Origin of the sequence: Streptomyces sp. NBC_00341 (genome assembly GCF_041435055.1) — a bacterium.
GTDB lineage: Bacteria > Actinomycetota > Actinomycetes > Streptomycetales > Streptomycetaceae > Streptomyces.
This window is the reverse complement of record NZ_CP108002.1, coordinates 5,353,804-5,373,326: the sequence shown is the minus strand read 5'-3', so window position 1 is coordinate 5,373,326 and position 19,523 is coordinate 5,353,804. Positions and strand designations below refer to the sequence as shown.

Sequence of the window (19,523 nt, the reverse complement as noted above, 5' to 3'; positions counted from 1 at the left end):
GCGGCACGGGGGTCCAGACGAGTCAGAAGACTCGCAGGGTCACTTGACCTCGACGGAGGCGCCGGCGCCCTTGAGGGACTCGGCAGCCTTCTCGGCGGCCTCCTTGGCGACCTTCTCCAGGACGGGCTTCGGGGCGCCGTCCACGAGGTCCTTGGCCTCCTTGAGGCCCAGCGAGGTCAGCTCACGCACGACCTTGATGACCTGGATCTTCTTCTCGCCGGCACCCGTGAGGATGACGTCGAACTCGTCCTGCTCGGCCTCGGCCTCGGCGGCGGGGCCACCGGCGGCGGGACCGGCAACGGCGACGGCCGCGGCGGCGGTGACGTCGAACTTCTCCTCGAAGGCCTTCACGAAGCCGGAGAGCTCGATGAGGGTCATGTCTTCGAACTGCGCGAGCAGGTCGTCCTGGGACAGCTTCGCCATGACAGGCGTCCTTCCACTATTCGGCAGGTGCCGGATGTATATGTCGGCGGGCGTACGTGGCGCCCGCCGGACCGCTGAGCGGAATTACTCCGCGGCCTCGACGGGAGCCGGCGTACCGGCACCGTCCTGCTCTTCCTTCTTGGCGCGAAGCGCTTCCGCAGTGCGGACGAACTTCGACGGCAGAGCCTGGAAGAGCTGCGCAGCCTGAGTCTGCTTGCCCTTCATGGCACCGGCCAGCTTGGCGAGCAGAACCTCGCGGGACTCGAGGTCCGCGAGCTTCTTGAAGTCGTCGGCGGACAGTGCCTTGCCATCAAGGACACCGCCCTTGATGACGAGGTTGGGGTTGTCCTTGGCGAAGTCACGAAGACCCTTCGCCGACTCCACCGGGTCACCGGTGACGAAGGCAACCGCCGTCGGACCTGCGAACAGGTCGTCGAGCGTGTCGATCCCGGCCTCGTTGGCCGCAATCTTGGTCAGCGTGTTCTTCACCACGGCGTACTGGGCGTTCTCACCGAGCGAACGGCGCAGCTGCTTGAGCTGTGCCACGGTGAGACCCCGGTACTCGGTCAGCACGGCGGCGTTCGAGCTGCGGAACTGGTCCGCGAGCTCGGCTACCGCGGCAGCCTTGTCGGGCCTTGCCATGAGCGTCGGCCTCCTTCCGGGTGATGAGGACCGCTCAGAAGGGGCCGGAAAAGACGAAACGCCCCGGCACAGGTGCCAGGGCGTAGCTCGACCGCACGAAGTCCGGGAGCTTTCCACAGTCACCTGCGCAGGTCGTCCGTGCTCAACGGATCCTTCGGTTGCTGTCCCCCTTACGGGAAAGCAGCAACGACCAGCGGTCTTTGGCTTCTGCAGAAGAGTACGCGACCGGAGCCGCGCCGAGCAAATCCGTCCCGGATCGGGTGGTCCGGGAGGTTTAGGACGCGCTGCCGGACGCGCCCTGCTGCTGCTTCAGGAGCTCCTTGAAGTCGACACTGTCGGAGGCCGGCGGCCGCTCGACCGACACCTTGGTGCCGTAGTCGCTGTAGAACACCGTGGAGTTCAGCTCGCCCGTCTTCATCTGGCCGCGCTCGGTCTTCTTCACCAGCAGGTCGTCCTTGTCGACCCAGATGTCGACCTTCTCCGTGGAGACCCCGGCGTCGCTCAGCTGCTTCTTGAACGCGGCGAGCTGGTCGGCGTCCAGCTCGGAGTTCTTGGTGGTCAGCTCGGCGACGTCGACCGTGCCGGAGTAGTGCGTGGCGGTCACGCCGCGGACATCCTCCTGGCCGACCTTCTTCACGTCGCCCGAGGCCAGCAGCGCCTTCACCCCCTGGTCGGGGGTGGTGTTCTGCATCTGGTCCTTCATCACCTCGCCCGAGGCCCCGGAGAGCTCCGCGAGGTCGTCGTAGCTGTAGTTGATCCAGTGCTTGCCGCCGGTCTGCTGGGCGAAGGCGTCGCCCATGTTGGCCGCGTAGCCGTCCTTGAAGTAGCGCGCCTGCATCGTGCCGCCGCCACCGATCTGCTTCATGGCGTCCGCCATGGAGCCGCCGGTGTACTTGATCTCCATGACGCCGCTGATGCCGTCGGACCAGTCGAGGGATCCGGTCTGCTTCATGGACATCGTGCTGCCCATCGAGGTGGTGCCCTCGACCTTGGCCGAGTTCGCCCCGCCGGTCTTCTTCTGGACCGCGAGCAGCGCGGCGATCGGCTGGGCCTTCGACACCGCGGCGCCGTCGCTCCCGCCCTTGTCCGATCCGCCGCAGGCCGCGACCGACGTCAGCGCCGCCGCCACCGCCACAGACAGACCCACGCGTCGTACGGTACTCGTCCTCATATCCGCTCCCACCCCTTTGTCGGCTCTCGGTCACCTCACGCTAACGCACGGCACCGACAGCCTTCAGTACGTATATACGAGGACGGGCCCCGCACCTCGAAAGGTTGCGGGGCCCGTCAATGTCACACGTGACACGGCGGTCGTACGAGCGCTTCAGGCTCAGACGGAGGCCGGGTCCTCCTCGACGAGGAGGTTACGGGTGCGGTTGGAGTCCAGCGGGATGCCGGGGCCCATCGTGGTGGCCAGGGTGGCCTTCTTGATGTAGCGGCCCTTGGCGGCGGACGGCTTCAGACGGAGGATCTCGTCCAGCGCCGCTGCGTAGTTCTCCACCAGCTTGGTCTCGTCGAACGAGGACTTGCCGATGATGAAGTGCAGGTTCGAGTGCTTGTCGACGCGGAACTCGATCTTGCCGCCCTTGATGTCGTTGACAGCCTTCACGACATCGGGGGTGACGGTGCCGGTCTTCGGGTTCGGCATCAGACCACGCGGACCGAGCACGCGGCCGAGGCGGCCGACCTTGCCCATGAGGTCCGGGGTCGCGACGACGGCGTCGAAGTCCAGACGGCCCTTCGCCACCTCGTCGATGAGCTCGTCGGCGCCGACGATGTCGGCGCCCGCGGCTTCCGCGGCCGCAGCACGGTCACCGGTCGCGAAGACCAGGACCCGGGCGGTCTTGCCGGTGCCGTGCGGGAGGTTCACGGTGCCACGGACCATCTGGTCGGCCTTGCGAGGGTCAACACCCAGGGCAAACGCGACCTCGACGGTGCTGTCGAACTTCGTGGAGGCGGTGTCCTTGGCGATACGAACGGCCTCGAGCGGGGCGTAGTTACGCGCCCGGTCGATCTTGGCGTCCGCAGCGCGGAGGTTCTTGCTGCGCTTCACTTCTACTCCTGTGGTTTCAGAGTGTGGAGTCGTGGTGCGGACCAGCGCTTGGTCCTACCACTGAGGGGGTGGGGCTGAATCAGCCTTCGACCGTGATGCCCATGGAACGGGCGGTGCCGGCGATGATCTTCGACGCGGCGTCGAGGTCATTGGCGTTCAGGTCGGGGAGCTTCGTCGTGGCGATCTCGCGGACCTGGGCGGCCGTCAGCTTGGCAACCTTGGTCTTGTGCGGCTCGCCGGAGCCCTTGTCCACACCCGCGGCCTTGAGGATCAGCTTGGCGGCCGGCGGAGTCTTGGTGATGAAGGTGAAGGAGCGGTCGTCGTAGACCGTGATCTCCACCGGCACGACCATGCCACGCTGCGACTCGGTCGCGGCGTTGTAGGCCTTGCAGAACTCCATGATGTTGACGCCGTGCTGACCCAGTGCGGGGCCGACCGGCGGGGCCGGGTTGGCCGCACCGGCGTTGATCTGGAGCTTGATAAGCCCCGTGACCTTCTTCTTCTTGGGAGGCATGTGCTCTCTCCGGGTCCTAGTGAGAGTTTTCGCCGTCATCCGGTCATCCGGATGCAGGCATACCGCACAACGATAACGGGTATAGCTGCGCGACCAAAAACCAAGCAGGTCAGACAGGCTTTGACAGCCGGTCTGACCTGCTTGGTAGGCATGTGTCCAGAAGCTGGCAGTCGCCTGCTCGGGTGGTGCTAGTTCTTCTGGATCTGGTCGAAGCTGAGCTCGACCGGCGTCTCGCGGCCGAAGATCTCGACGAGACCCTTGACCTTCTTCGAGTCCGCGTTGATCTCGTTGATCGTCGCCTGCAGCGTCGCGAACGGGCCGTCGGTGACGGTGACGGAGTCGCCCACCTCGAAGTCCAGCACCTGGACCTCGACCTTGCGGGACGGGGCCGGCTTGCCCTCGGCCTCCGCGGCCTCACGGGCGGCCTTCTCCTCGGCCTCCGGCGCCAGCATCTTGACGATCTCGTCCAGGGTCAGCGGGTACGGGTCGTAGGCGTTGCCCACGAAGCCGGTGACACCGGGAGTGTTGCGGACGACGCCCCAGGACTCGTTCGTCAGGTCCATGCGCACCAGGACGTATCCCGGGAGCTTGTTCTGCCGGACGTTCTTGCGCTCGCCGTTCTTGATCTGGACGATTTCCTCCTCAGGCACCTCGGCCTGATAGATGAACTCCTCCACGTTCAGCGAGACGGCGCGCTGCTCCAGGTTGGCCTTCACACGCTTCTCGTACCCGGCGTACGTGTGGATGACGTACCACTCGCCCGGCAGGGTGCGCAGTTCCTCGCGCAGGGCCGTGACGGTGTCGACGGGGGCGGCCGGCTCGGCCTCTTCCTCGTCGGCCTCGTCCGCGGCTTCCTCGGCCTCGTCGTCGGACGCGTCCGCCTCGGCGGCCTCGTCCGCGGCTTCCTCGATCTCGGCCTCGACCTCGGCGTCATCGGTAGCCGCGGCCTCGTCGGCGGGCTCGGGGTTCACTGCGGCCTGCTCGGCGGGCTCGCCCGCGGCGGCGTCGGCAGCTTCAGCCTGGTCCGGCTCCACAGCGTCCGCCGCCTCGACGATGTCGAGCTCGTCCTCGGCGGACTCGAAGGCGCCCGCCGTCGGCTCGACGGCGTCGTTCAGGTTCGGGTCAGACACGGTGGCTGCTTCTTCCTGGATACAAATGGGTGGAACATGCGAAAGGGGCGCCCATGAGGCGCCCTCCGCGGGATCAGCCGAAGACGTACTTGATGACCCGCTGGAAACCGAAGTCAATCACGGTAACGAGACCGATCATGACGACGACGAACACAATCACCACGGAGGTGTATGTCGTCAGCTGGTTGCGAGTCGGCCAGACAACCTTGCGGAGCTCGGCGACGATCTGGCGGTAGAAGAGCGCGAGACGGCCCAGAGGGCCCTTCTTGCCGCGCTTTCCGCCCTTCCGGGTCTTCTTCTTCGACTCGGGGACTTCATCCTCGGCATCAGGCATGTCGATGGAGCCCACGGCGTCCGTCACGCTTCTCACCTGATTCCGGGTCATGGCCGTGCCGCGCCCGGTGGAGCCGCACGGCGATGCATTGAAGTACGTACATGCGCACACATCCTGGCGAAGGAGTGTGTAGCAGGGCCGGAGGGACTTGAACCCCCAACCGCTGGTTTTGGAGACCAGTGCTCTACCAATTGAGCTACGACCCTTTGTGGTTTCCACCAACCTACCGCATGCTCCGGGATGCCCCGGGTGCAGGAACGGTGCGGCTGGTGAAGGCCAACGACAGGTGAGTGTACGTGCTCAGCGGCCTGGCGTCGAACAGAAAGCTTCCGACCGCTCCTGTCCGATGCTGTCCGCTTCCCTGTCCGCATGCTGTCCACGTGGTGTCCGGTCACTGAAACCCCTGTGCCGACAAGGAATACCGTCTGGGAGCATGGGGGGCATGAGCGCTGCTACTCCTCCCTCCGAGCGCCGGGTCTCCGCCCGCGTCGGTGCAATCTCCGAGTCCGCCACCCTCGCCGTCGACGCCAAGGCCAAGGCCCTCAAGGCCGCCGGCCGTCCGGTGATCGGCTTCGGTGCCGGTGAGCCCGACTTCCCGACCCCCGGCTACATCGTCGACGCCGCGGTCGAGGCCTGCCGCAACCCGAAGTACCACCGCTACACCCCGGCCGGCGGGCTCCCCGAGCTCAAGGCCGCCATCGCGGAGAAGACGCTGCGCGACTCCGGCTACGAGGTCGACGCCTCCCAGATCCTGGTCACCAACGGCGGCAAGCAGGCCATCTACCAGGCCTTCGCCGCGATCCTCGACCCGGGCGACGAGGTCATCGTCCCGGCTCCCTACTGGACCACCTACCCCGAGTCGATCCGCCTCGCGGGCGGTGTCCCGGTGGAGGTCGTCGCCGACGAGACCACCGGTTACCGGGTCTCCGTGGAGCAGCTGGAGGCGGCCCGTACCGAGCGTACGAAGGTCGTCCTGTTCGTCTCCCCGTCGAACCCGACCGGCGCGGTCTACAGCGAGGCCGACGCCGAGGCGATCGGCCGCTGGGCCGTCGAGCACGGCCTGTGGGTGCTGACCGACGAGATCTACGAGCACCTGGTCTACGGCGACGCGACGTTCACCTCGCTGCCGGCGATCGTGCCCGAGCTGCGCGACAAGTGCATCGTGGTCAACGGCGTCGCCAAGACGTACGCGATGACCGGCTGGCGCGTGGGCTGGATCGTCGGCCCCAAGGACGTCGTGAAGGCCGCGACCAACCTGCAGTCGCACGCCACGTCCAACGTCTCCAACGTGGCCCAGATCGCCGCGCTGGCCGCCGTCTCGGGGAACCTGGACGCGGTCGCGGAGATGCGCACCGCCTTCGACCGGCGCCGGCACACCATCGTGCGGATGCTCAACGAGATCGACGGCGTGCTGTGCCCGGAGCCCGAGGGCGCGTTCTACGCGTACCCGTCGGTGAAGGAGCTGCTCGGCAAGGAGATCCGCGGCAAGCGCCCGGCCACCTCGGTGGAGCTGGCGGCGCTGATCCTGGACGAGGCGGAGGTCGCGGTCGTACCGGGCGAGGCCTTCGGCACGCCGGGCTACCTGCGTCTCTCCTACGCGCTGGGCGACGAGGACCTCGTCGAGGGCGTGTCGCGGCTCCAGAAGCTGCTGGGCGAGGCCAAGGCCTGACGCTCCATGCTGCGCATAAGCGGGTCCCCGGCTCGGCCGGGGACCCGCTTATGCGTTCAGGCAGGCGCTCGTTCGATGAATCCGGCTGCCTGGGCCGAGATCCTTGCGGCAGGATCTTGGAGTGACTCCTCCCCCTGCTGTCAGGGGGCTTCTCATTTGGCCGACGATGGGCCGCATGACGGACAAGCCCTGCCCGACGCCCTTCGGCACAGAGCGGAGCGTAACAGCTACAGAAGGTGTTCCCGCATGGATCGTGATGTACGGCTGTTGCCCAAGGCCCACCTGCACCTGCATTTCACCGGGTCGATGCGGCCCACGACGCTGCTCGAACTCGCCGACAAGTACGGCGTACGGCTGCCCGAGGCGCTGACCAGCGGTGAGCCTCCCCGGCTGCGCGCGACGGACGAGCGCGGCTGGTTCCGTTTCCAGCGGCTCTACGACGCCGCCAGGTCCTGTCTGCGCTCACCCGAGGACATCCAGCGGCTGGTGCGCGAGGCCGCCCAGGAGGACGTGGCGGACGGCTCCGGCTGGCTGGAGATCCAGGTCGACCCCACCTCGTACGCGCCGCTGCTCGGCGGGCTCATTCCGGCGATCGAGATCATCCTGGACGCGGTGGACAGCGCGTCGCGGGAGACCGGGCTGCCGATCCGGGTGGTCATCGCGGCGAACCGGATGAAGCATCCGCTGGACGCCAGGACCCTGGCCCGGCTCGCGGTGCGCTACGCCGACCGGGGCGTCGTCGGGTTCGGGCTCTCCAACGACGAGCGGCGCGGCATGGCCCGCGACTTCGACCGGGCCTTCGCGATCGCCAGGGAGGGCGGCCTGCTGGCGGCCCCGCACGGCGGTGAGCTGTCGGGCCCCTCCAGCGTCCGCGACTGCCTGGACGATCTGGACGCGTCCCGGGTCGGGCACGGGGTGCGGGCCGCGGAGGACCCGCGGCTGCTGCGCAGGCTGGCGGAGCGCGGGGTGACCTGCGAGGTGTGCCCGGCCTCGAACGTGGCGCTCGGCGTCTACGAGAAGCCCTCCGACGTACCCCTGCGCACCCTGTTCGAGGCCGGGGTGCCGATGGCGCTCGGCGCGGACGACCCGCTGCTCTTCGGCTCCCGGCTGGCCGCGCAGTACGACCTCGTACGCCGCCATCACGCGTTCACCGACGAGGAGCTGGCGGAGCTGGCGCGTCAGTCGGTACGGGGTTCCGCGGCGCCGGAGTCTGTGCGGGCCGAGCTGCTGGCGGGCGTGGACGACTGGCTGGCGGGGCCGGTCGACTGACGCCCGCGGCCCGCCCGCGTCAGTCGGTGAGCCCGCTCAGCAGGGTCCGGGCGACGGAGGCGGCGAAGGCGTCGAGTGGCTGCGGCGACCTGCCCGTCTCCGTGGCGTCGTAGGCGAACGCCCGCTGGGCGCAGGCCCCCATCAGCATGGACGCGGCCGCGTACGTGTCGGCGTCGGCCCGGATCCGGCCCGCGGACTGTTCGGCGCGCAGATAGGCGTCCACGTTGTGGATCGGCACGTGGGGGCCGGTACCGAGTTCCCGCATCGCCGCGTTGTGCCGGTCCTTGAGCCTCGGGTCCGCGTACAGGGACGCCGCGATCGGGAAGCTCTGCTCGTAGAAGAGGGCGCCCTCGCGGGCGATCTCGGTGAGATTCCGCTCGACGGTCCGCTCCCCCTCACCCGGGTCGGCTATCAGCCGCTTCAGGATGCCGTCGACCTTGGGCAGCCGCTCCTTCAGGACCACCACGAAGAGCTCTTCCTTGCTCGGGAAGTGCTTGTAGAGCGCGGCCTCCGAGCAGCCTGCCGCCTTGGCGATCTCCTTGGTGGTGGCGCGGGTCAGACCGATGGTGAGCATCAGCCGGTGAGCGGCGTCGATGATGCGGGCGCGGGCCGGCTTCTGCTCCATGTGCACTCCAACGAAGCTTGACGGACGGGTAAGTACTCACTCACTCTAGAGGTGAGTGAATACTTACCCACCCAAGGAGGGTGCGCCATGAAGCTCACAGTGTTCGGCGCGACAGGCGGTATCGGCCAGGAGATCGTCCGTCAGGCGGTGGCTGCGGGGCACGAGGTGACGGCGGTGGTGCGGGACCCCGCGCGCCTGTCGGTGCCGCTCTCCGGCCTGACGGTTCACCCGGTGGCCCGGGTGGACGACCCGGAGGCGCTGCGCGAGGCGGTCGCGGGCCGTGACGCGGTCCTCTCCGGTCTGGGTTCGCGGGGCCGGAAGGCAGGAGGGGTCGCGGAGCGGCTGACCCGCGCCGTGCTGGCGGCGATGGAGGCCGAGGGGACGCGGCGGCTGCTCGTGGTGAGCGCGGCCCCGGTCGCGCCGAAGCCGGCGGACGACCCGCTGATCGACCGGATGATGCTCGGGGCGATCGGCGCGATCCTCAAGGAGGTCTACGCGGACCTCACCGCCATGGAGGCAGCTCTGGCGGCCTCCGCGACGGAATGGACGTCCGTGCGGCCCCCGAAGCTCACCAACGGCCCGCTGACGGGTACGTACCGGACGGTCATCGGCAGCAACCCGCGCAGCGGCCGGTCCATCTCCCGGGCCGACGTGGCGCACGCGATGCTCGCGCTGACCGACGACCCGGCGGCGGTGAAGCAGGGCGTGGGAGTGGCGTACTGAGCGAGGGCCCGCCGACAGGCCCTACAGGGTCACGCCCACGGTCACCGGCTCGTTGACCAGCGTGACGCCGAAGACCTCGTGGACCCCGGCGACCACCTCACGGGCGAGGGCCAGCAGGTCCTCGGTGCTCGCGGCGCCCCGGTTGGTGAGGGCGAGCGTGTGCTTGGTGGAGATCCGGGCCGGGCCGGTGCCGTACCCCTTGGTGAATCCGGCCCGGTCGATGAGCCAGGCCGCCGATGTCTTGGTCTGTCCCTCGCCCGCGGGGAAGGCGGGGGGCGAGACCTCGGGTCCGAGCCGGTCGGCCACTCGGGCGAGGAACGCCTCGAACTGCTCCCGGTCCAGGATCGGGTTGGTGAAGAACGAGCCGGCCGACCAGGTGTCGTGGTCCTCGGGGTCGAGCACCATGCCCTTGCCGGCCCGGAGCCGGAGCACGGTCTCACGTGCCGCGGCGGCGGGCACGCGCTCGCCCTCGGCGACACCCATGGCGCGGGCCGTCTCGGGGTACTTCAGGGGCGCGGAGAGGCCACCCGCCTCTTCCAGCCCGAAGCGGACACGCAGCACCACGAAACGGTCGGGTTCGGCCTTGAAACGGCTGTGCCGGTACGAGAAGTCGCACTCGCTGTTCGGAATGGTGACCGTTTCATGGCTGTGCCGGTCGTAGGCGACGACCTCCGTGATGGTGGACGACACCTCCTGCCCGTACGCCCCGACGTTCTGGATCGGTGTCGCTCCGGCGGAGCCGGGGATTCCGGCCAGGCATTCGAGGCCGGCGAGACCGGCCTCCACGCTGCGGGCGACGGCGTCCGTCCAGATCTCTCCGGCGGCCAGTTCGAGGGTCGCGCCGTCCAGCACGAATCCCTTGGTGGCGATGCGCAGGGCGGTGCCGTCGAAGCCCTTGTCGCCGATGACCAGATTGCTGCCGCCGCCGATGATCAGGAGCGGGGTGCCGCTGTCGTCGGCCGCGCGTACGGCGTCGACCACTTCGGCGTCGGTCGTCGCGGTGATCAGGCGGGTGGCGGGGCCGCCGAGCCGGAAGGTGGTCAGGGGGGCGAGGGGGGCGTCGTGGAGTTCCTGCACGGGGACAAGAGTACGGTCCGCTCCCCCGCCACCCGGGCGGGACCGCGGACCGTACGCGCGTGACATCCCCTCAGGCGGCCACCGGGACCCGCTCCCCGGGCCGGCCCGCCTCCGGCGCCGGAGTGCCGCGACGGCCCGGGATCATCAGGGCGACGAGGGCGGCGAGGGCCACCACTCCCGCGCCGAGCCAGACCGCGAGGACGGTCCCGTCCGTGAAGGTCCGCGCGGAGTCGTAACCGCCCTGCGAGGAGAAGACCGTGGCGAGCACGGCGACCCCGAGCGCTCCGCCGACCTCGCGCAGCGCGTTGCTGGCGCCGGAGGCGATGCCCTGTTCGGCCGGGCGGACGCTGGACATCACCAGGCTGGCGGCGGGTGCGAAGTACAGGGCCATGCCGACGCCGCCGACGATCAGTCCGGGCAGCTGAGAGGCGTAGGAGGCGTCGGGCGCCAGAGACATGGCGAACAGGCCGAGGCCGACGGCCTGGACGGCGAGTCCGGTCGCGACCACCGGGCGGCCGCCGAACCGGTCGGCGAGCATCCCGGCGACGGGAGCCACCAGCATCGGCATTCCGGTCCAGGGCAGCATCCGCAGACCGGCCTCCGCGGGCGAGTAGCCCATCACCCCCTGGAAGTACTGGCTGAGCAGGAAGATCGAACCGAACATCCCGAGGAACATCAGCAGGCCGGCCATGTTGATCCCGAAGAACGCCCGGCTCCGGAAGAGCCGCATCGGCAGCATCGGGTTCTCGGCGCGGAATCCGTGGCCGATGAACGCGCCTATGAGCGCGGTACCGGCGATGAGTGAGGTGAGGACGACGGGATCGCTCCAGCCCTCGGAGTTGGCGTTCACCAGTCCGTAGACGATCCCGAAGAGCCCGCCGCTGACCAGCAGGGTGCCGGGGATGTCGAGCCGGGAGTCCGGGGCGTACGACTCGGCCAGGCGCAGCCGGGCGAGCGGCAGCAGGATCAGGCCGATCGGCACGTTCAGCCAGAAGATCCACTGCCAGGAGAGGTGTTCGGTGAGGCTGCCGCCGACCAGTGGCCCACTGGCCACGGCCAGTCCGGTCACGGCGCTGAAGATGCCCAGCGCCACGCCGCGGCGGGCGGGCGGCACGGCGGCCGTGAGCAGGGTGAGCGTCAGCGGCATCATGATCGCCGCGCCGACGCCCTGGACCGCGCGGAAGGCGATCAGTTCGTTGATCCCGGGCGAGAGGGCGGCCGCGGCGGAGGCGCCGGTGAAGACGGTGAGCCCGATGACGAAGAGCCGGCGCCGGCCGAACCGGTCCCCCAGGGAGGCGCCGAGCATCAGCAGGACGGCGAAGGTGAGGGTGTACGCGTTCACCGTCCATTCGAGCTCCCCCAGCTCGCCGCCGAGGCTCTCGCGGATGGACGGCAGGGCGGTGGTGACGACGAGGTTGTCGAGGGCCGCCATGAAGCCCGCGATGCTGGTGATGACGAGGGCCCAGACCGCTCCCCGGCGGCCCTGCACGTGCTGTTCCACTGTTTCCCCCTGTGGGTTAGTTATTGATGACTAACTTCTCTGGACAGAAAAACGGGCCGCACCCGGGACGCCCCGTTCAGGCGCCCGGCGCGACCGGGTCCTGGTTCAGGCGCCCGGCGCGACCGGGCCCTGGTTCAGGCGTCCTGCGTGGCCGGGTCCCGGAACCCGGACCAGACCCGGTGACCCGCCGGATAGCCGAGCGAGGTCAGGGTGTTGATGAGCATGCCGTACGCGAGAAACGCGGTCGCCTCGTCTGCATCGGCACCGGGCACGAGAGCGATGTCGTCGAACATCCGCAGCCAGCCGGCCCGCAGCGACTCGCCGAACTCGTGGTCCCCGGCGGCCTCGGCCGCCGCGACGGCCGCGTACATCTGCATCTGCATCAGCAGCCGGTCGGGGTCGTGCACGATCAGGCGCTGGTAGGCCTCGGACATGGCATGCAGAGCCTCTTCACCTTCGAGCCCTTCGGCCGCGTCCGCGAAGACCCGGCGGGTGTCCGCGATGCACCGCTCTGCGGCGGCCAGGAACATCGCCTGCTTGTTGGGGAAGAGGCGGAAGAGGTACGGCTGCGAGACGCCCACCCGTCTGGCGATCACCTCGGTGGACGTGCCGTTGTACCCGCCGCGGGCGAACTCGGTGATCGCCGCGCGGATGGCGCTTTCGCGCCGCTCGTCCGCACTCATCCTTGCCATACAGGTAAGTTAGTACTCAATCACTAACTTAGTCAATCGATACGCGGCCCCAGCCTTACCCGGGCCCCACGCGTAAGGGGCGCGGCCCCTGGGCCACACCCCTTACGCCACACCTCTACTACGGAGTCAGGCGAGCTGGACCACGGCGCGGGACATGCCCAGCACCTTCTTGTCGTCGCTCATCACCGTCAGGTCGACCCGTACCCGCTTGTCGTCCAGCAGGGCGGCCACCTTGGCGCTGACCTCGATCAGGGCGCCCTTGTCGTCGTTGGGCACGACGACCGGCTTGGTGAACCGGACCCCGTACTCGACGACCGCACCGGGATCGCCGGTCCAGTCCGTGACCACCTGGATCGCCTCGGCCATGGTGAACATGCCGTGCGCGATCACGTCCGGCAGTCCGACCTCGCGGGCGAACTTCTCGTTCCAGTGGATCGGGTTGAAGTCGCCGGAGGCACCCGCGTACTGCACCAGCGTCGCCCGGGTGACCGGGAAGGACCGCGCCGGCAGCTCCGTACCGACCTCGACAGAGTCGTAAGTCACCTTCGCCGTCATCACGCCTCCTCGGCGGCGCGCGCCACCAGCTTCGTCCACGCCGTCACGACCAGCTCGCCGGACTCGTCGTGGACCTCGCCACGGACGTCCAGGATGTCGTTGCCGGCCATGGACTTGACCGTCTCGATGGTCGACGTGACCGTCAGCCGGTCCCCCGCCCGCACCGGGCGGACGTACACGAACCGTTGGTCGCCATGGACCACGCGGCTGTAGTCCAGGCCCAGCTGCGGGTCCTGCACGACCTGCCCGGCGGCCTTGAAGGTGATCGAGAACACGAACGTGGGCGGCGCGATCACATCAATGTGACCGAGTGTCCTGGCCGCATCGGGATCCAGGTACGCGGGATTGGCGTCGCCGACCGCTTCGGCGAACTCCCGGATCTTCTCCCGGCCGACCTCGTACGGCGTGGTGGGCGGGTAGGTCCGCCCCACGAAGGACTGATCGAGCGCCATGGGCTCGCAACCTCCTGATGAAAGACGAATGGGCCGAAGTCTCGGAGTACAGCTTCGTACAACGACACGAGGCCGCCCCCAACGGGGACGGCCTCGTGTACGAGCCTGATTCAGCGCGTTTCGCGGTGCGCAGTGTGCGAGTTGCAGCGCGGGCAATGCTTCTTCATCTCAAGACGGTCCGGGTTGTTACGCCGGTTCTTCTTGGTGATGTAGTTCCGCTCCTTGCACTCCACGCAGGCCAGCGTGATCTTCGGGCGGACGTCGGTGGCAGCCACGTGAGTGCTCCTTGGACGGACGGTGGACGGATGAACGCAAAAAAAAGAGTAGCCGATCGGAGGACCGACCCCACAATCGGCTACTGTTAGTAGCGGTGACCGGACTTGAACCGGTGACACAGCGATTATGAGCCGCTTGCTCTACCGACTGAGCTACACCGCTTTGATGATGAGTCTCCCCGCCGAAGCGGGGTTTCCCGATCACCAGAGCCCCAATGCGGAATCGAACCGCAGACCTTCTCCTTACCATGGAGACGCTCTACCGACTGAGCTATTGGGGCGAGCGATGAAGACATTACACGCTCGGTCGCCGATCGCCCAAATCCGTTTCGAAGCCCCATCCAAAGCCGTTGACCGGCGCCGCTCCGAACCCTTGATCAGCCGCTCGTCCGGCACTTGATCAGCGGTTCAGCAGCCCCCGGACCATCTCCCGCCCCACACGTGCCCACTCGTCCCGCACGCCCCTGCGCACGCCCCTGCGGACGGCCACCGGTACGACTATTCAGCTCCTCCTCGATCCCGGTACATCACACCCCTAGGCTCGTCTCACTCTGCGTAATCCTGTCCCCTTCCCTGGAGCGCGATGCCCGACAGCAGGCCGCGGCCGCCGGACGACCACGCCGCCGACGCGTCCGACAGCCGGGAGAGCACGGCACTGACGCTCTGCGGCGCCCGTCTCACCGACGGCCGCATCGTGGACGTACGGCTCGGCGGCAGCCGGATCGAGGCCGTCGGCACCGCCGGCAGCCTCCCCGCGTCCGGCGCGCGCATCAATCTGCGCGGTTACCTCCTGCTGCCGGCGCCCGCCGAGCCGCACGCCCACAGCGACACCGCGCTCACCGCCGACGACGCCGTTTCCGGCGCCCCCGGACCGGCCTCGCAGCTCCCCGAGGACGTCCAGCGGCGCGCCACAGAGGCCGCGTTGCTGCAACTCGGGCACGGCGCGACCGCGCTGCGCTCGCACGTGCGGATCGGCGACGTACAGGGCCTCGCCGCCCTCGAAGCCGTCCTCCAGGCACGCCGGTCGCTGCGCGGGCTCGCCGATCTGACCGCGGTCGCCGTCCCCCGGCTGCTCACCGGCATCGCGGGCGCCGACGGCCTGGCCATGCTCCGCGACGCGGTGAAGATGGGCGCCGGGGCGGTCGGCGGCTGCCCCGACCTGGATCCGGACCCGACGGGGTACGCGGAAGCCGTACTGGAGATCGCCGCCGAACACGGCTGCCCCGTCGATCTGCACACGGACAGTGACGACCCGGCCCGGCTGGCCCGGCTCGCCACCATGGCCGGCGGACTGCGCCAAGGGGTCGCCGTCGGCCCCTGCGCGGGCCTCTCCCGGCTTCCCAGGGAGGCCGCGGCCCGTGCCGCGGACCAGCTCGCCGCGTCCCGTGTGACGGTCATCTGCCTGCCCCAGGGAGGCTGCTGCGGGGCGGAGCGCCGGGGTACCGCCCCGGTACGGCTGCTGCGCGCCGCCGGGGTCCGGGTCGCGGCGGGCAGCGGGGCGCTGCGGGACCTCGCCAACCCGGTGGGACGCGGCGACCCGCTGGAGGCCGCCTTCCTGCTGGCCTCGCAGAGCGGGCTGAGCGCCGAGCACGCCTACGAGGCCGTGTCCGCGGAGGCCAGAGGGGCGATGGGGCTGCCGGAGGTGCGGATCGAGGCGGGCTTCCCGGCCGAGCTGCTCGCCGTGCGCGGCGAACAGCTCACCGGGGTGCTCTCACTGGCCTACAGCCGGATCGTGGTGCACCGCGGCCGGGTGGTGGCCCGGACGAGCGCGGTACGCGAGTACTGCGACTCCGAGCCGGGCGGCGCCGGACTCCCCCGCCAGGGACGGCCGGATTCCGGTCGCGGCGGCGGGGCTTGAGCGCGCTGCGGCGCGCTGCGGCGTACGGTCGTGAGCATGCGCATTGTCATCGCAGGTGGACATGGTCAGATCGCGCTGCGGCTCGAGCGGCTGCTCGCTGCGCGCGGGGACGAGGCGGTGGGGATCATCCGCGATCCCGGACAGCGTGACGACCTGCGGGCCGTCGGCGCGGAGCCGGTGGTCCTGGACCTCGAATCGGCCACCGTGGAGGAGACCGCGGAGGTGCTCCGCGGGGCCGACGCGGTGGTCTTCGCGGCCGGTGCGGGCCCCAACAGCGGCACGGACCGCAAGGACACGGTGGACCGCGGCGCCGCCGTGCTCTTCGCGGACGCGGCGGAACGGGCGGGGGTACGGCGCTACGTCGTCGTCTCGTCCATGGGCGCCGACGCGGACCACCCCGGCGACGAGGTGTTCGACGCGTACCTGCGGGCCAAGGGCGCGGCGGACGCGTACGTGCGCTCCAGGACGGCGCTCGACTGGACGATCCTGCGCCCCGGCATGCTGACCAACGACGCCGGCACCGGCCAGGTGCTGCTCGCCGCGTCGACCGGCCGGGGCCCGGTCCCGCGCGACGACGTGGCGGCCGCGCTCATGGAGCTGCTGGACACCCCGGCGACGGCGGGCCTGACGCTGGAACTCATCTCGGGCAACGTGCCGGTGATGGTCGCGGTGAAGGACATCGCGGGCAACTGACGGCGGGGCGCCGGGGTCCGGCCGCCCCGGTCAGCCGCCCGGTGCCGGACGTACGGTGATGCCGTGCCGCTCCAGCAGGGCCGCCGTCACCCCGTCACCCTCGTGCAGCCCCCCGGTGAACGTCCCGTCATAAACCCTGCCGCGCCCGCACGAAGGGCTCCGGGCCATCAGCAACGCCTCGGTGCAACCGGCCTCGCGCGCCGCCTCCAGGGCCCGCCGCGCGCCGTCCAGGAACGCCTCGGTCACATCGTGCCCGGAGTCGTCCACGACGCGTGCGCGGCCGTCCAGCACATCATGGCCGTCGCCGCCGACGATCTCGGCGGGGCGGCGGGGCGTGGGCAGCCCGGCGGCGACCTCGGGGCAGCAGGACACGGCCCTGCGGTCACCGATGGCCGCGGCGAGCTCGGCGGAGGCCTTGCCCCGGCCGTCGAAGCGACAGGGCACGCCCAGCAGGCAGGCACTGACCAGTACGGGTTCCATTTCCATGGTTACGCCCTTCGCGACCGGCACAACAGAGAAGGCCCCCGTCCGAGGACGAGGGCCTTGCTTTGTGGCGGCGCCAGGGTTCGAACCTGGGTAGGCTGAGCCGGCAGATTTACAGTCTGCTCCCTTTGGCCACTCGGGCACACCGCCAAGGGATGCTGCCGTCGGGCCCGTCTCGCGACGGCGCTCTGTGGCAACGACGTAAACGATACCTGATGCCCAGGGGTGCTACGCCACTGGATTGATCAGCGGCCCGCGCGGGCCGGGGTGGCTAGGCTTTGGTCGGCGGCGTGGTGCCAGTGGGCCCCGCGGCCGCCCCGTAGACATTCCGTTTCCAGCACCCCCGATACAAGGAGCCACACGTCATGGCCGACTCCAGTTTCGACATCGTCTCGAAGGTCGAGCGGCAGGAGGTCGACAACGCCCTCAACCAGGCCGCAAAGGAAATCTCGCAGCGATACGACTTCAAGGGCACCGGCGCCTCGATCTCCTGGTCGGGCGAGAAGATCCTCATGGAGGCGAGCGGCGAGGAGCGGGTCAAGGCGATCCTCGACATCTTCCAGTCCAAGCTGATCAAGCGCGGCATCTCGCTGAAGTCGCTGGACGTGGGCGAGCCCCAGCTGTCCGGCAAGGAGTACAAGCTCTTCGCCACCATCGAGGAGGGCATCTCCCAGGAGAACGCCAAGAAGGTCGCGAAGATCATTCGTGACGAGGGCCCCAAGGGCGTCAAGGCCCTGGTCCAGGGTGACGAGCTGCGGGTCAGCTCGAAGAGCCGGGACGACCTGCAGGCCGTTCAGGCGCTGCTCAAGGGCCAGGACTTCGACTTCGCCGTGCAGTTCGCGAACTACCGGTAGGAAGCGGCGGTCCGGACGCGGGGCGGAATGGGTGGTTCCGCGTCCGGACGTCATGTCCGAATACCGCCGGTCCCGGCGGTTCGGGCGACGCAGACTGGTCCGTGGCAGCCGATGACCGCGCTGTCCGTCGGACGAGAAGAGGTACGAGTCATGACCATGTACGCGACGGTCGACAGCCCACTGGGCGAGCTGCTGCTGGTCGGTGAGAAGGCCTCCGGACCGGCCGGCGACGGGGTCGCGCTCGTCTCGCTCTCCCTGCCGGGCCAGAAGGGCGCGGCGGTCGTCCAGGACGGCTGGATCAGCGAGCCCGGGGCCTTCGCCGGGATCGCCGGGCAGCTGCGGGAGTACTTCGAGGGGCGGCGGACCCGCTTCGACATCGCCCTCGCGGACGGCCTGGGCACCGAGTTCCAGCGCCGGGTGTGGGCCGCGCTGGACGAGGTCCCGTACGGGGAGACGGTGTCGTACGGGCAGATCGCCGAGCGGGTCGGCGCCTCCGGGGCGGGGGTGCGTGCCGTGGGCACGGCGATCGGGCGCAACCCCGTGCTGGTCGTACGGCCGTGCCACCGGGTGATCGGCGCCGACGGGGCGCTGCGCGGCTACGCGGGCGGCCTGGAGCGCAAGGAGCGGCTTCTGGGGCTTGAGGGCGCCCTGGCGGCGAGCTGATATGGCCGGGCTCTTTCCCCGGCCTCGGGCGGAGATCGCGCCCGGGGCGGTGCATGTTCCCGAATGGCTTTCCGAGGAGCGGCAGCGGGAGTTGGTGGCGGCCTGCCGGGAGTGGGCTCGCGGGCCCGTGCCGTTGCGGCACACGGCGCTGCCGGGCGGCGGGGTGATGTCCGTGCGGACGGTGTGCCTGGGGTGGCACTGGCAGCCGTACCGCTACACGCGCACGGCGGACGACGTGAACGGCGCACCGGTCGCCCCGTTCCCGGAGTGGCTCGGGGAGTTGGGGCGGGCCGCGCTGGTGGCGGCGTACGGGCAGGAGAGCCAGGTACGGGCCTACGCGCCGGACACCGCACTGATCAACTTCTACGACGACGCGGCGCGGATGGGCATGCACCAGGACAAGGAGGAGCGGTCCGGTGCGCCTGTGGTGTCGCTGAGCATCGGTGACAGCTGCGTCTTCCGCTTCGGCAACACGGAGGGCCGCGGAAGGCCCTACACCGACGTGGAGTTGGCCTCGGGCGATCTGTTCGTCTTCGGCGGGCCTTCGCGTTTCGCGTTCCACGGGGTGCCGAGGATCCACCCGGGGACGGCCGGTCCCGCGACAGGCATGAGCGGTGGTCGGCTCAATCTGACCCTTCGCGAGACCGGGTTGGGCGTCTGAGGACGGACAACGGCAGGGGCGTCAGCGGCGTTCGCGGGAGTTCCCGAACAGCAGCCGGTAGGCGATCAGCAGGATCAACGAGCCGCCGATGGCCGAGATCCAGGTCGCCGCGTCGAAGAAGTCGTCCTTGGAGATCGGGCGGTCCAGGAAGCGCGCGGATATCCAGCCACCCACGAAGGCGCCGACGATCCCTATGAGCGTGGTGCCCACGAGGCCGCCGGGGTCGCGTCCCGGCAGCAGGATCTTGGCGATGACGCCCGCGACAAGTCCAAGAATGATCCAGCCAATAATCGTCATGCGTGCGAACCTACCCCTCACTCGGTCTTGGAATCCAAGACGCGGGTGAGGGGTGGGTGGTTGCGAGACATGGGCTGTGA

The 19,523-nt window shown here is 69.5% G+C and carries 24 protein-coding genes and 4 tRNA genes; 8 read left to right on the top strand and 20 right to left on the bottom strand.

Features of this window, described 5'->3' with window-relative positions:
• Positions 1-39: 39 nt before the first annotated feature.
• From rplL to OG892_RS24225, 8 genes are all read right to left on the bottom strand, one after another.
• Positions 40-423 (bottom strand): 50S ribosomal protein L7/L12, encoded by a 384-nt coding sequence (rplL, locus tag OG892_RS24260; protein ID WP_073732691.1) that lies wholly within the window; start codon positions 421-423, stop codon positions 40-42.
• Between the two features lie 84 nt (positions 424-507).
• Positions 508-1,065, bottom strand: a complete 558-nt coding sequence (rplJ, locus tag OG892_RS24255; RefSeq protein WP_073732692.1) for a 50S ribosomal protein L10 — start codon at positions 1,063-1,065, stop codon at positions 508-510.
• A 274-nt stretch (positions 1,066-1,339) separates the two neighbouring features.
• Positions 1,340-2,236 (bottom strand): hypothetical protein, encoded by an 897-nt coding sequence (locus OG892_RS24250; protein ID WP_073732693.1) that lies wholly within the window; start codon positions 2,234-2,236, stop codon positions 1,340-1,342.
• Positions 2,237-2,395: 159 nt separating this feature from the next.
• Positions 2,396-3,118, bottom strand: coding sequence for a 50S ribosomal protein L1 (rplA, locus tag OG892_RS24245; RefSeq protein ID WP_073732694.1), 723 nt, complete (start codon positions 3,116-3,118; stop codon positions 2,396-2,398).
• Between the two features lie 79 nt (positions 3,119-3,197).
• A complete protein-coding gene (gene rplK, locus OG892_RS24240; protein WP_024494105.1) occupies positions 3,198-3,632 on the bottom strand; it encodes a 50S ribosomal protein L11 in 435 nt (144 codons plus the stop codon).
• A gap of 188 nt (positions 3,633-3,820) precedes the next feature.
• On the bottom strand, positions 3,821-4,762 hold the full coding sequence (gene nusG, locus OG892_RS24235) for a transcription termination/antitermination protein NusG (protein WP_371630272.1): 942 nt from the start codon (positions 4,760-4,762) through the stop codon (positions 3,821-3,823).
• A gap of 73 nt (positions 4,763-4,835) precedes the next feature.
• On the bottom strand, positions 4,836-5,123 hold the full coding sequence (secE, locus tag OG892_RS24230) for a preprotein translocase subunit SecE (RefSeq protein ID WP_073732696.1): 288 nt from the start codon (positions 5,121-5,123) through the stop codon (positions 4,836-4,838).
• Between the two features lie 106 nt (positions 5,124-5,229).
• Positions 5,230-5,302: transfer RNA gene (locus tag OG892_RS24225), tRNA-Trp, on the bottom strand.
• Positions 5,303-5,538: 236 nt separating this feature from the next.
• Here OG892_RS24225 and OG892_RS24220 point away from each other — a divergent pair.
• Together OG892_RS24220 and OG892_RS24215 are read left to right on the top strand one after the other, a co-directional pair.
• Entirely contained in the window at positions 5,539-6,765 is a 1,227-nt protein-coding gene (locus OG892_RS24220) for a pyridoxal phosphate-dependent aminotransferase (RefSeq protein WP_073732697.1), read from the top strand.
• Between the two features lie 246 nt (positions 6,766-7,011).
• Positions 7,012-8,034 carry an adenosine deaminase gene (locus OG892_RS24215; protein WP_371630271.1) on the top strand — a complete coding sequence of 341 codons (1,023 nt, stop codon included), beginning with the start codon at positions 7,012-7,014 and terminating at the stop codon, positions 8,032-8,034.
• Between the two features lie 19 nt (positions 8,035-8,053).
• Here the strand turns inward: OG892_RS24215 and OG892_RS24210 are convergent, their stop codons facing one another.
• Positions 8,054-8,659, bottom strand: coding sequence for a TetR/AcrR family transcriptional regulator (locus OG892_RS24210; protein ID WP_073733142.1), 606 nt, complete (start codon positions 8,657-8,659; stop codon positions 8,054-8,056).
• Positions 8,660-8,746: 87 nt separating this feature from the next.
• Here OG892_RS24210 and OG892_RS24205 point away from each other — a divergent pair, with 87 nt between their 5' ends.
• A complete protein-coding gene (locus OG892_RS24205) occupies positions 8,747-9,382 on the top strand; it encodes an NAD(P)-dependent oxidoreductase (RefSeq protein WP_371630270.1) in 636 nt (211 codons plus the stop codon).
• A gap of 21 nt (positions 9,383-9,403) precedes the next feature.
• Here the strand turns inward: OG892_RS24205 and OG892_RS24200 are convergent, their stop codons facing one another.
• The 8 genes from OG892_RS24200 to OG892_RS24165 all read right to left on the bottom strand — a co-directional run bounded on the left by OG892_RS24200 (position 9,404) and on the right by OG892_RS24165 (position 14,215).
• On the bottom strand, positions 9,404-10,459 hold the full coding sequence (locus OG892_RS24200; RefSeq protein WP_328865775.1) for a UDP-N-acetylmuramate dehydrogenase: 1,056 nt from the start codon (positions 10,457-10,459) through the stop codon (positions 9,404-9,406).
• A 70-nt stretch (positions 10,460-10,529) separates the two neighbouring features.
• Complete coding sequence (locus tag OG892_RS24195; protein WP_371630269.1) at positions 10,530-11,960, bottom strand: DHA2 family efflux MFS transporter permease subunit; 1,431 nt, start codon at positions 11,958-11,960, stop codon at positions 10,530-10,532.
• Positions 11,961-12,094: 134 nt separating this feature from the next.
• Complete coding sequence (locus tag OG892_RS24190) at positions 12,095-12,643, bottom strand: TetR/AcrR family transcriptional regulator (protein ID WP_371631679.1); 549 nt, start codon at positions 12,641-12,643, stop codon at positions 12,095-12,097.
• Between the two features lie 135 nt (positions 12,644-12,778).
• Entirely contained in the window at positions 12,779-13,207 is a 429-nt protein-coding gene (locus OG892_RS24185; RefSeq protein ID WP_073732703.1) for a MaoC family dehydratase, read from the bottom strand.
• On the bottom strand, positions 13,207-13,659 hold the full coding sequence (locus tag OG892_RS24180) for a MaoC family dehydratase N-terminal domain-containing protein (RefSeq protein ID WP_073732704.1): 453 nt from the start codon (positions 13,657-13,659) through the stop codon (positions 13,207-13,209). Before OG892_RS24180 ends, OG892_RS24185 begins: the two co-directional genes overlap by 1 nt.
• 110 nt (positions 13,660-13,769) lie before the next feature.
• Positions 13,770-13,934 (bottom strand): 50S ribosomal protein L33, encoded by a 165-nt coding sequence (gene rpmG / locus OG892_RS24175; RefSeq protein WP_003956487.1) that lies wholly within the window; start codon positions 13,932-13,934, stop codon positions 13,770-13,772.
• A 90-nt stretch (positions 13,935-14,024) separates the two neighbouring features.
• Positions 14,025-14,097: transfer RNA gene (locus OG892_RS24170), tRNA-Met, on the bottom strand.
• Between the two features lie 45 nt (positions 14,098-14,142).
• A tRNA-Thr gene (locus OG892_RS24165) sits at positions 14,143-14,215 on the bottom strand.
• A gap of 302 nt (positions 14,216-14,517) precedes the next feature.
• On the opposite strand from OG892_RS24165, the gene OG892_RS24160 reads away from it, so the two are divergent.
• Both OG892_RS24160 and OG892_RS24155 read left to right on the top strand, forming a co-directional pair.
• Positions 14,518-15,792, top strand: coding sequence for an amidohydrolase family protein (locus OG892_RS24160; RefSeq protein ID WP_371630268.1), 1,275 nt, complete (start codon positions 14,518-14,520; stop codon positions 15,790-15,792).
• 36 nt (positions 15,793-15,828) lie between these two features.
• Positions 15,829-16,485 carry an SDR family oxidoreductase gene (locus tag OG892_RS24155; RefSeq protein ID WP_328865778.1) on the top strand — a complete coding sequence of 219 codons (657 nt, stop codon included), beginning with the start codon at positions 15,829-15,831 and terminating at the stop codon, positions 16,483-16,485.
• A gap of 30 nt (positions 16,486-16,515) precedes the next feature.
• Here OG892_RS24155 and OG892_RS24150 read toward each other — a convergent pair whose 3' ends face one another.
• Positions 16,516-16,965, bottom strand: a complete 450-nt coding sequence (locus tag OG892_RS24150) for a DUF523 domain-containing protein (RefSeq protein WP_328868384.1) — start codon at positions 16,963-16,965, stop codon at positions 16,516-16,518.
• Positions 16,966-17,036: 71 nt separating this feature from the next.
• Positions 17,037-17,118, bottom strand: a tRNA-Tyr gene (locus tag OG892_RS24145).
• A 215-nt stretch (positions 17,119-17,333) separates the two neighbouring features.
• Between OG892_RS24145 and OG892_RS24140 the strand changes: the two genes are divergently transcribed.
• The 3 genes from OG892_RS24140 to OG892_RS24130 all read left to right on the top strand — a co-directional run bounded on the left by OG892_RS24140 (position 17,334) and on the right by OG892_RS24130 (position 19,146).
• The gene (locus OG892_RS24140) at positions 17,334-17,822 is read left to right on the top strand and encodes a YajQ family cyclic di-GMP-binding protein (RefSeq protein ID WP_073732707.1); all 489 of its coding nucleotides are present in this window, start codon (positions 17,334-17,336) and stop codon (positions 17,820-17,822) included.
• Positions 17,823-17,972: 150 nt separating this feature from the next.
• Positions 17,973-18,485 (top strand): methylated-DNA--[protein]-cysteine S-methyltransferase, encoded by a 513-nt coding sequence (locus OG892_RS24135; RefSeq protein WP_073732708.1) that lies wholly within the window; start codon positions 17,973-17,975, stop codon positions 18,483-18,485.
• 1 nt (position 18,486) lies between these two features.
• The gene (locus OG892_RS24130) at positions 18,487-19,146 is read left to right on the top strand and encodes an alpha-ketoglutarate-dependent dioxygenase AlkB (protein WP_073732709.1); all 660 of its coding nucleotides are present in this window, start codon (positions 18,487-18,489) and stop codon (positions 19,144-19,146) included.
• Positions 19,147-19,167: 21 nt separating this feature from the next.
• Here the strand turns inward: OG892_RS24130 and OG892_RS24125 are convergent, their stop codons facing one another.
• Positions 19,168-19,443 (bottom strand): GlsB/YeaQ/YmgE family stress response membrane protein, encoded by a 276-nt coding sequence (locus tag OG892_RS24125; protein WP_024493475.1) that lies wholly within the window; start codon positions 19,441-19,443, stop codon positions 19,168-19,170.
• Positions 19,444-19,523: the final 80 nt, after the last annotated feature.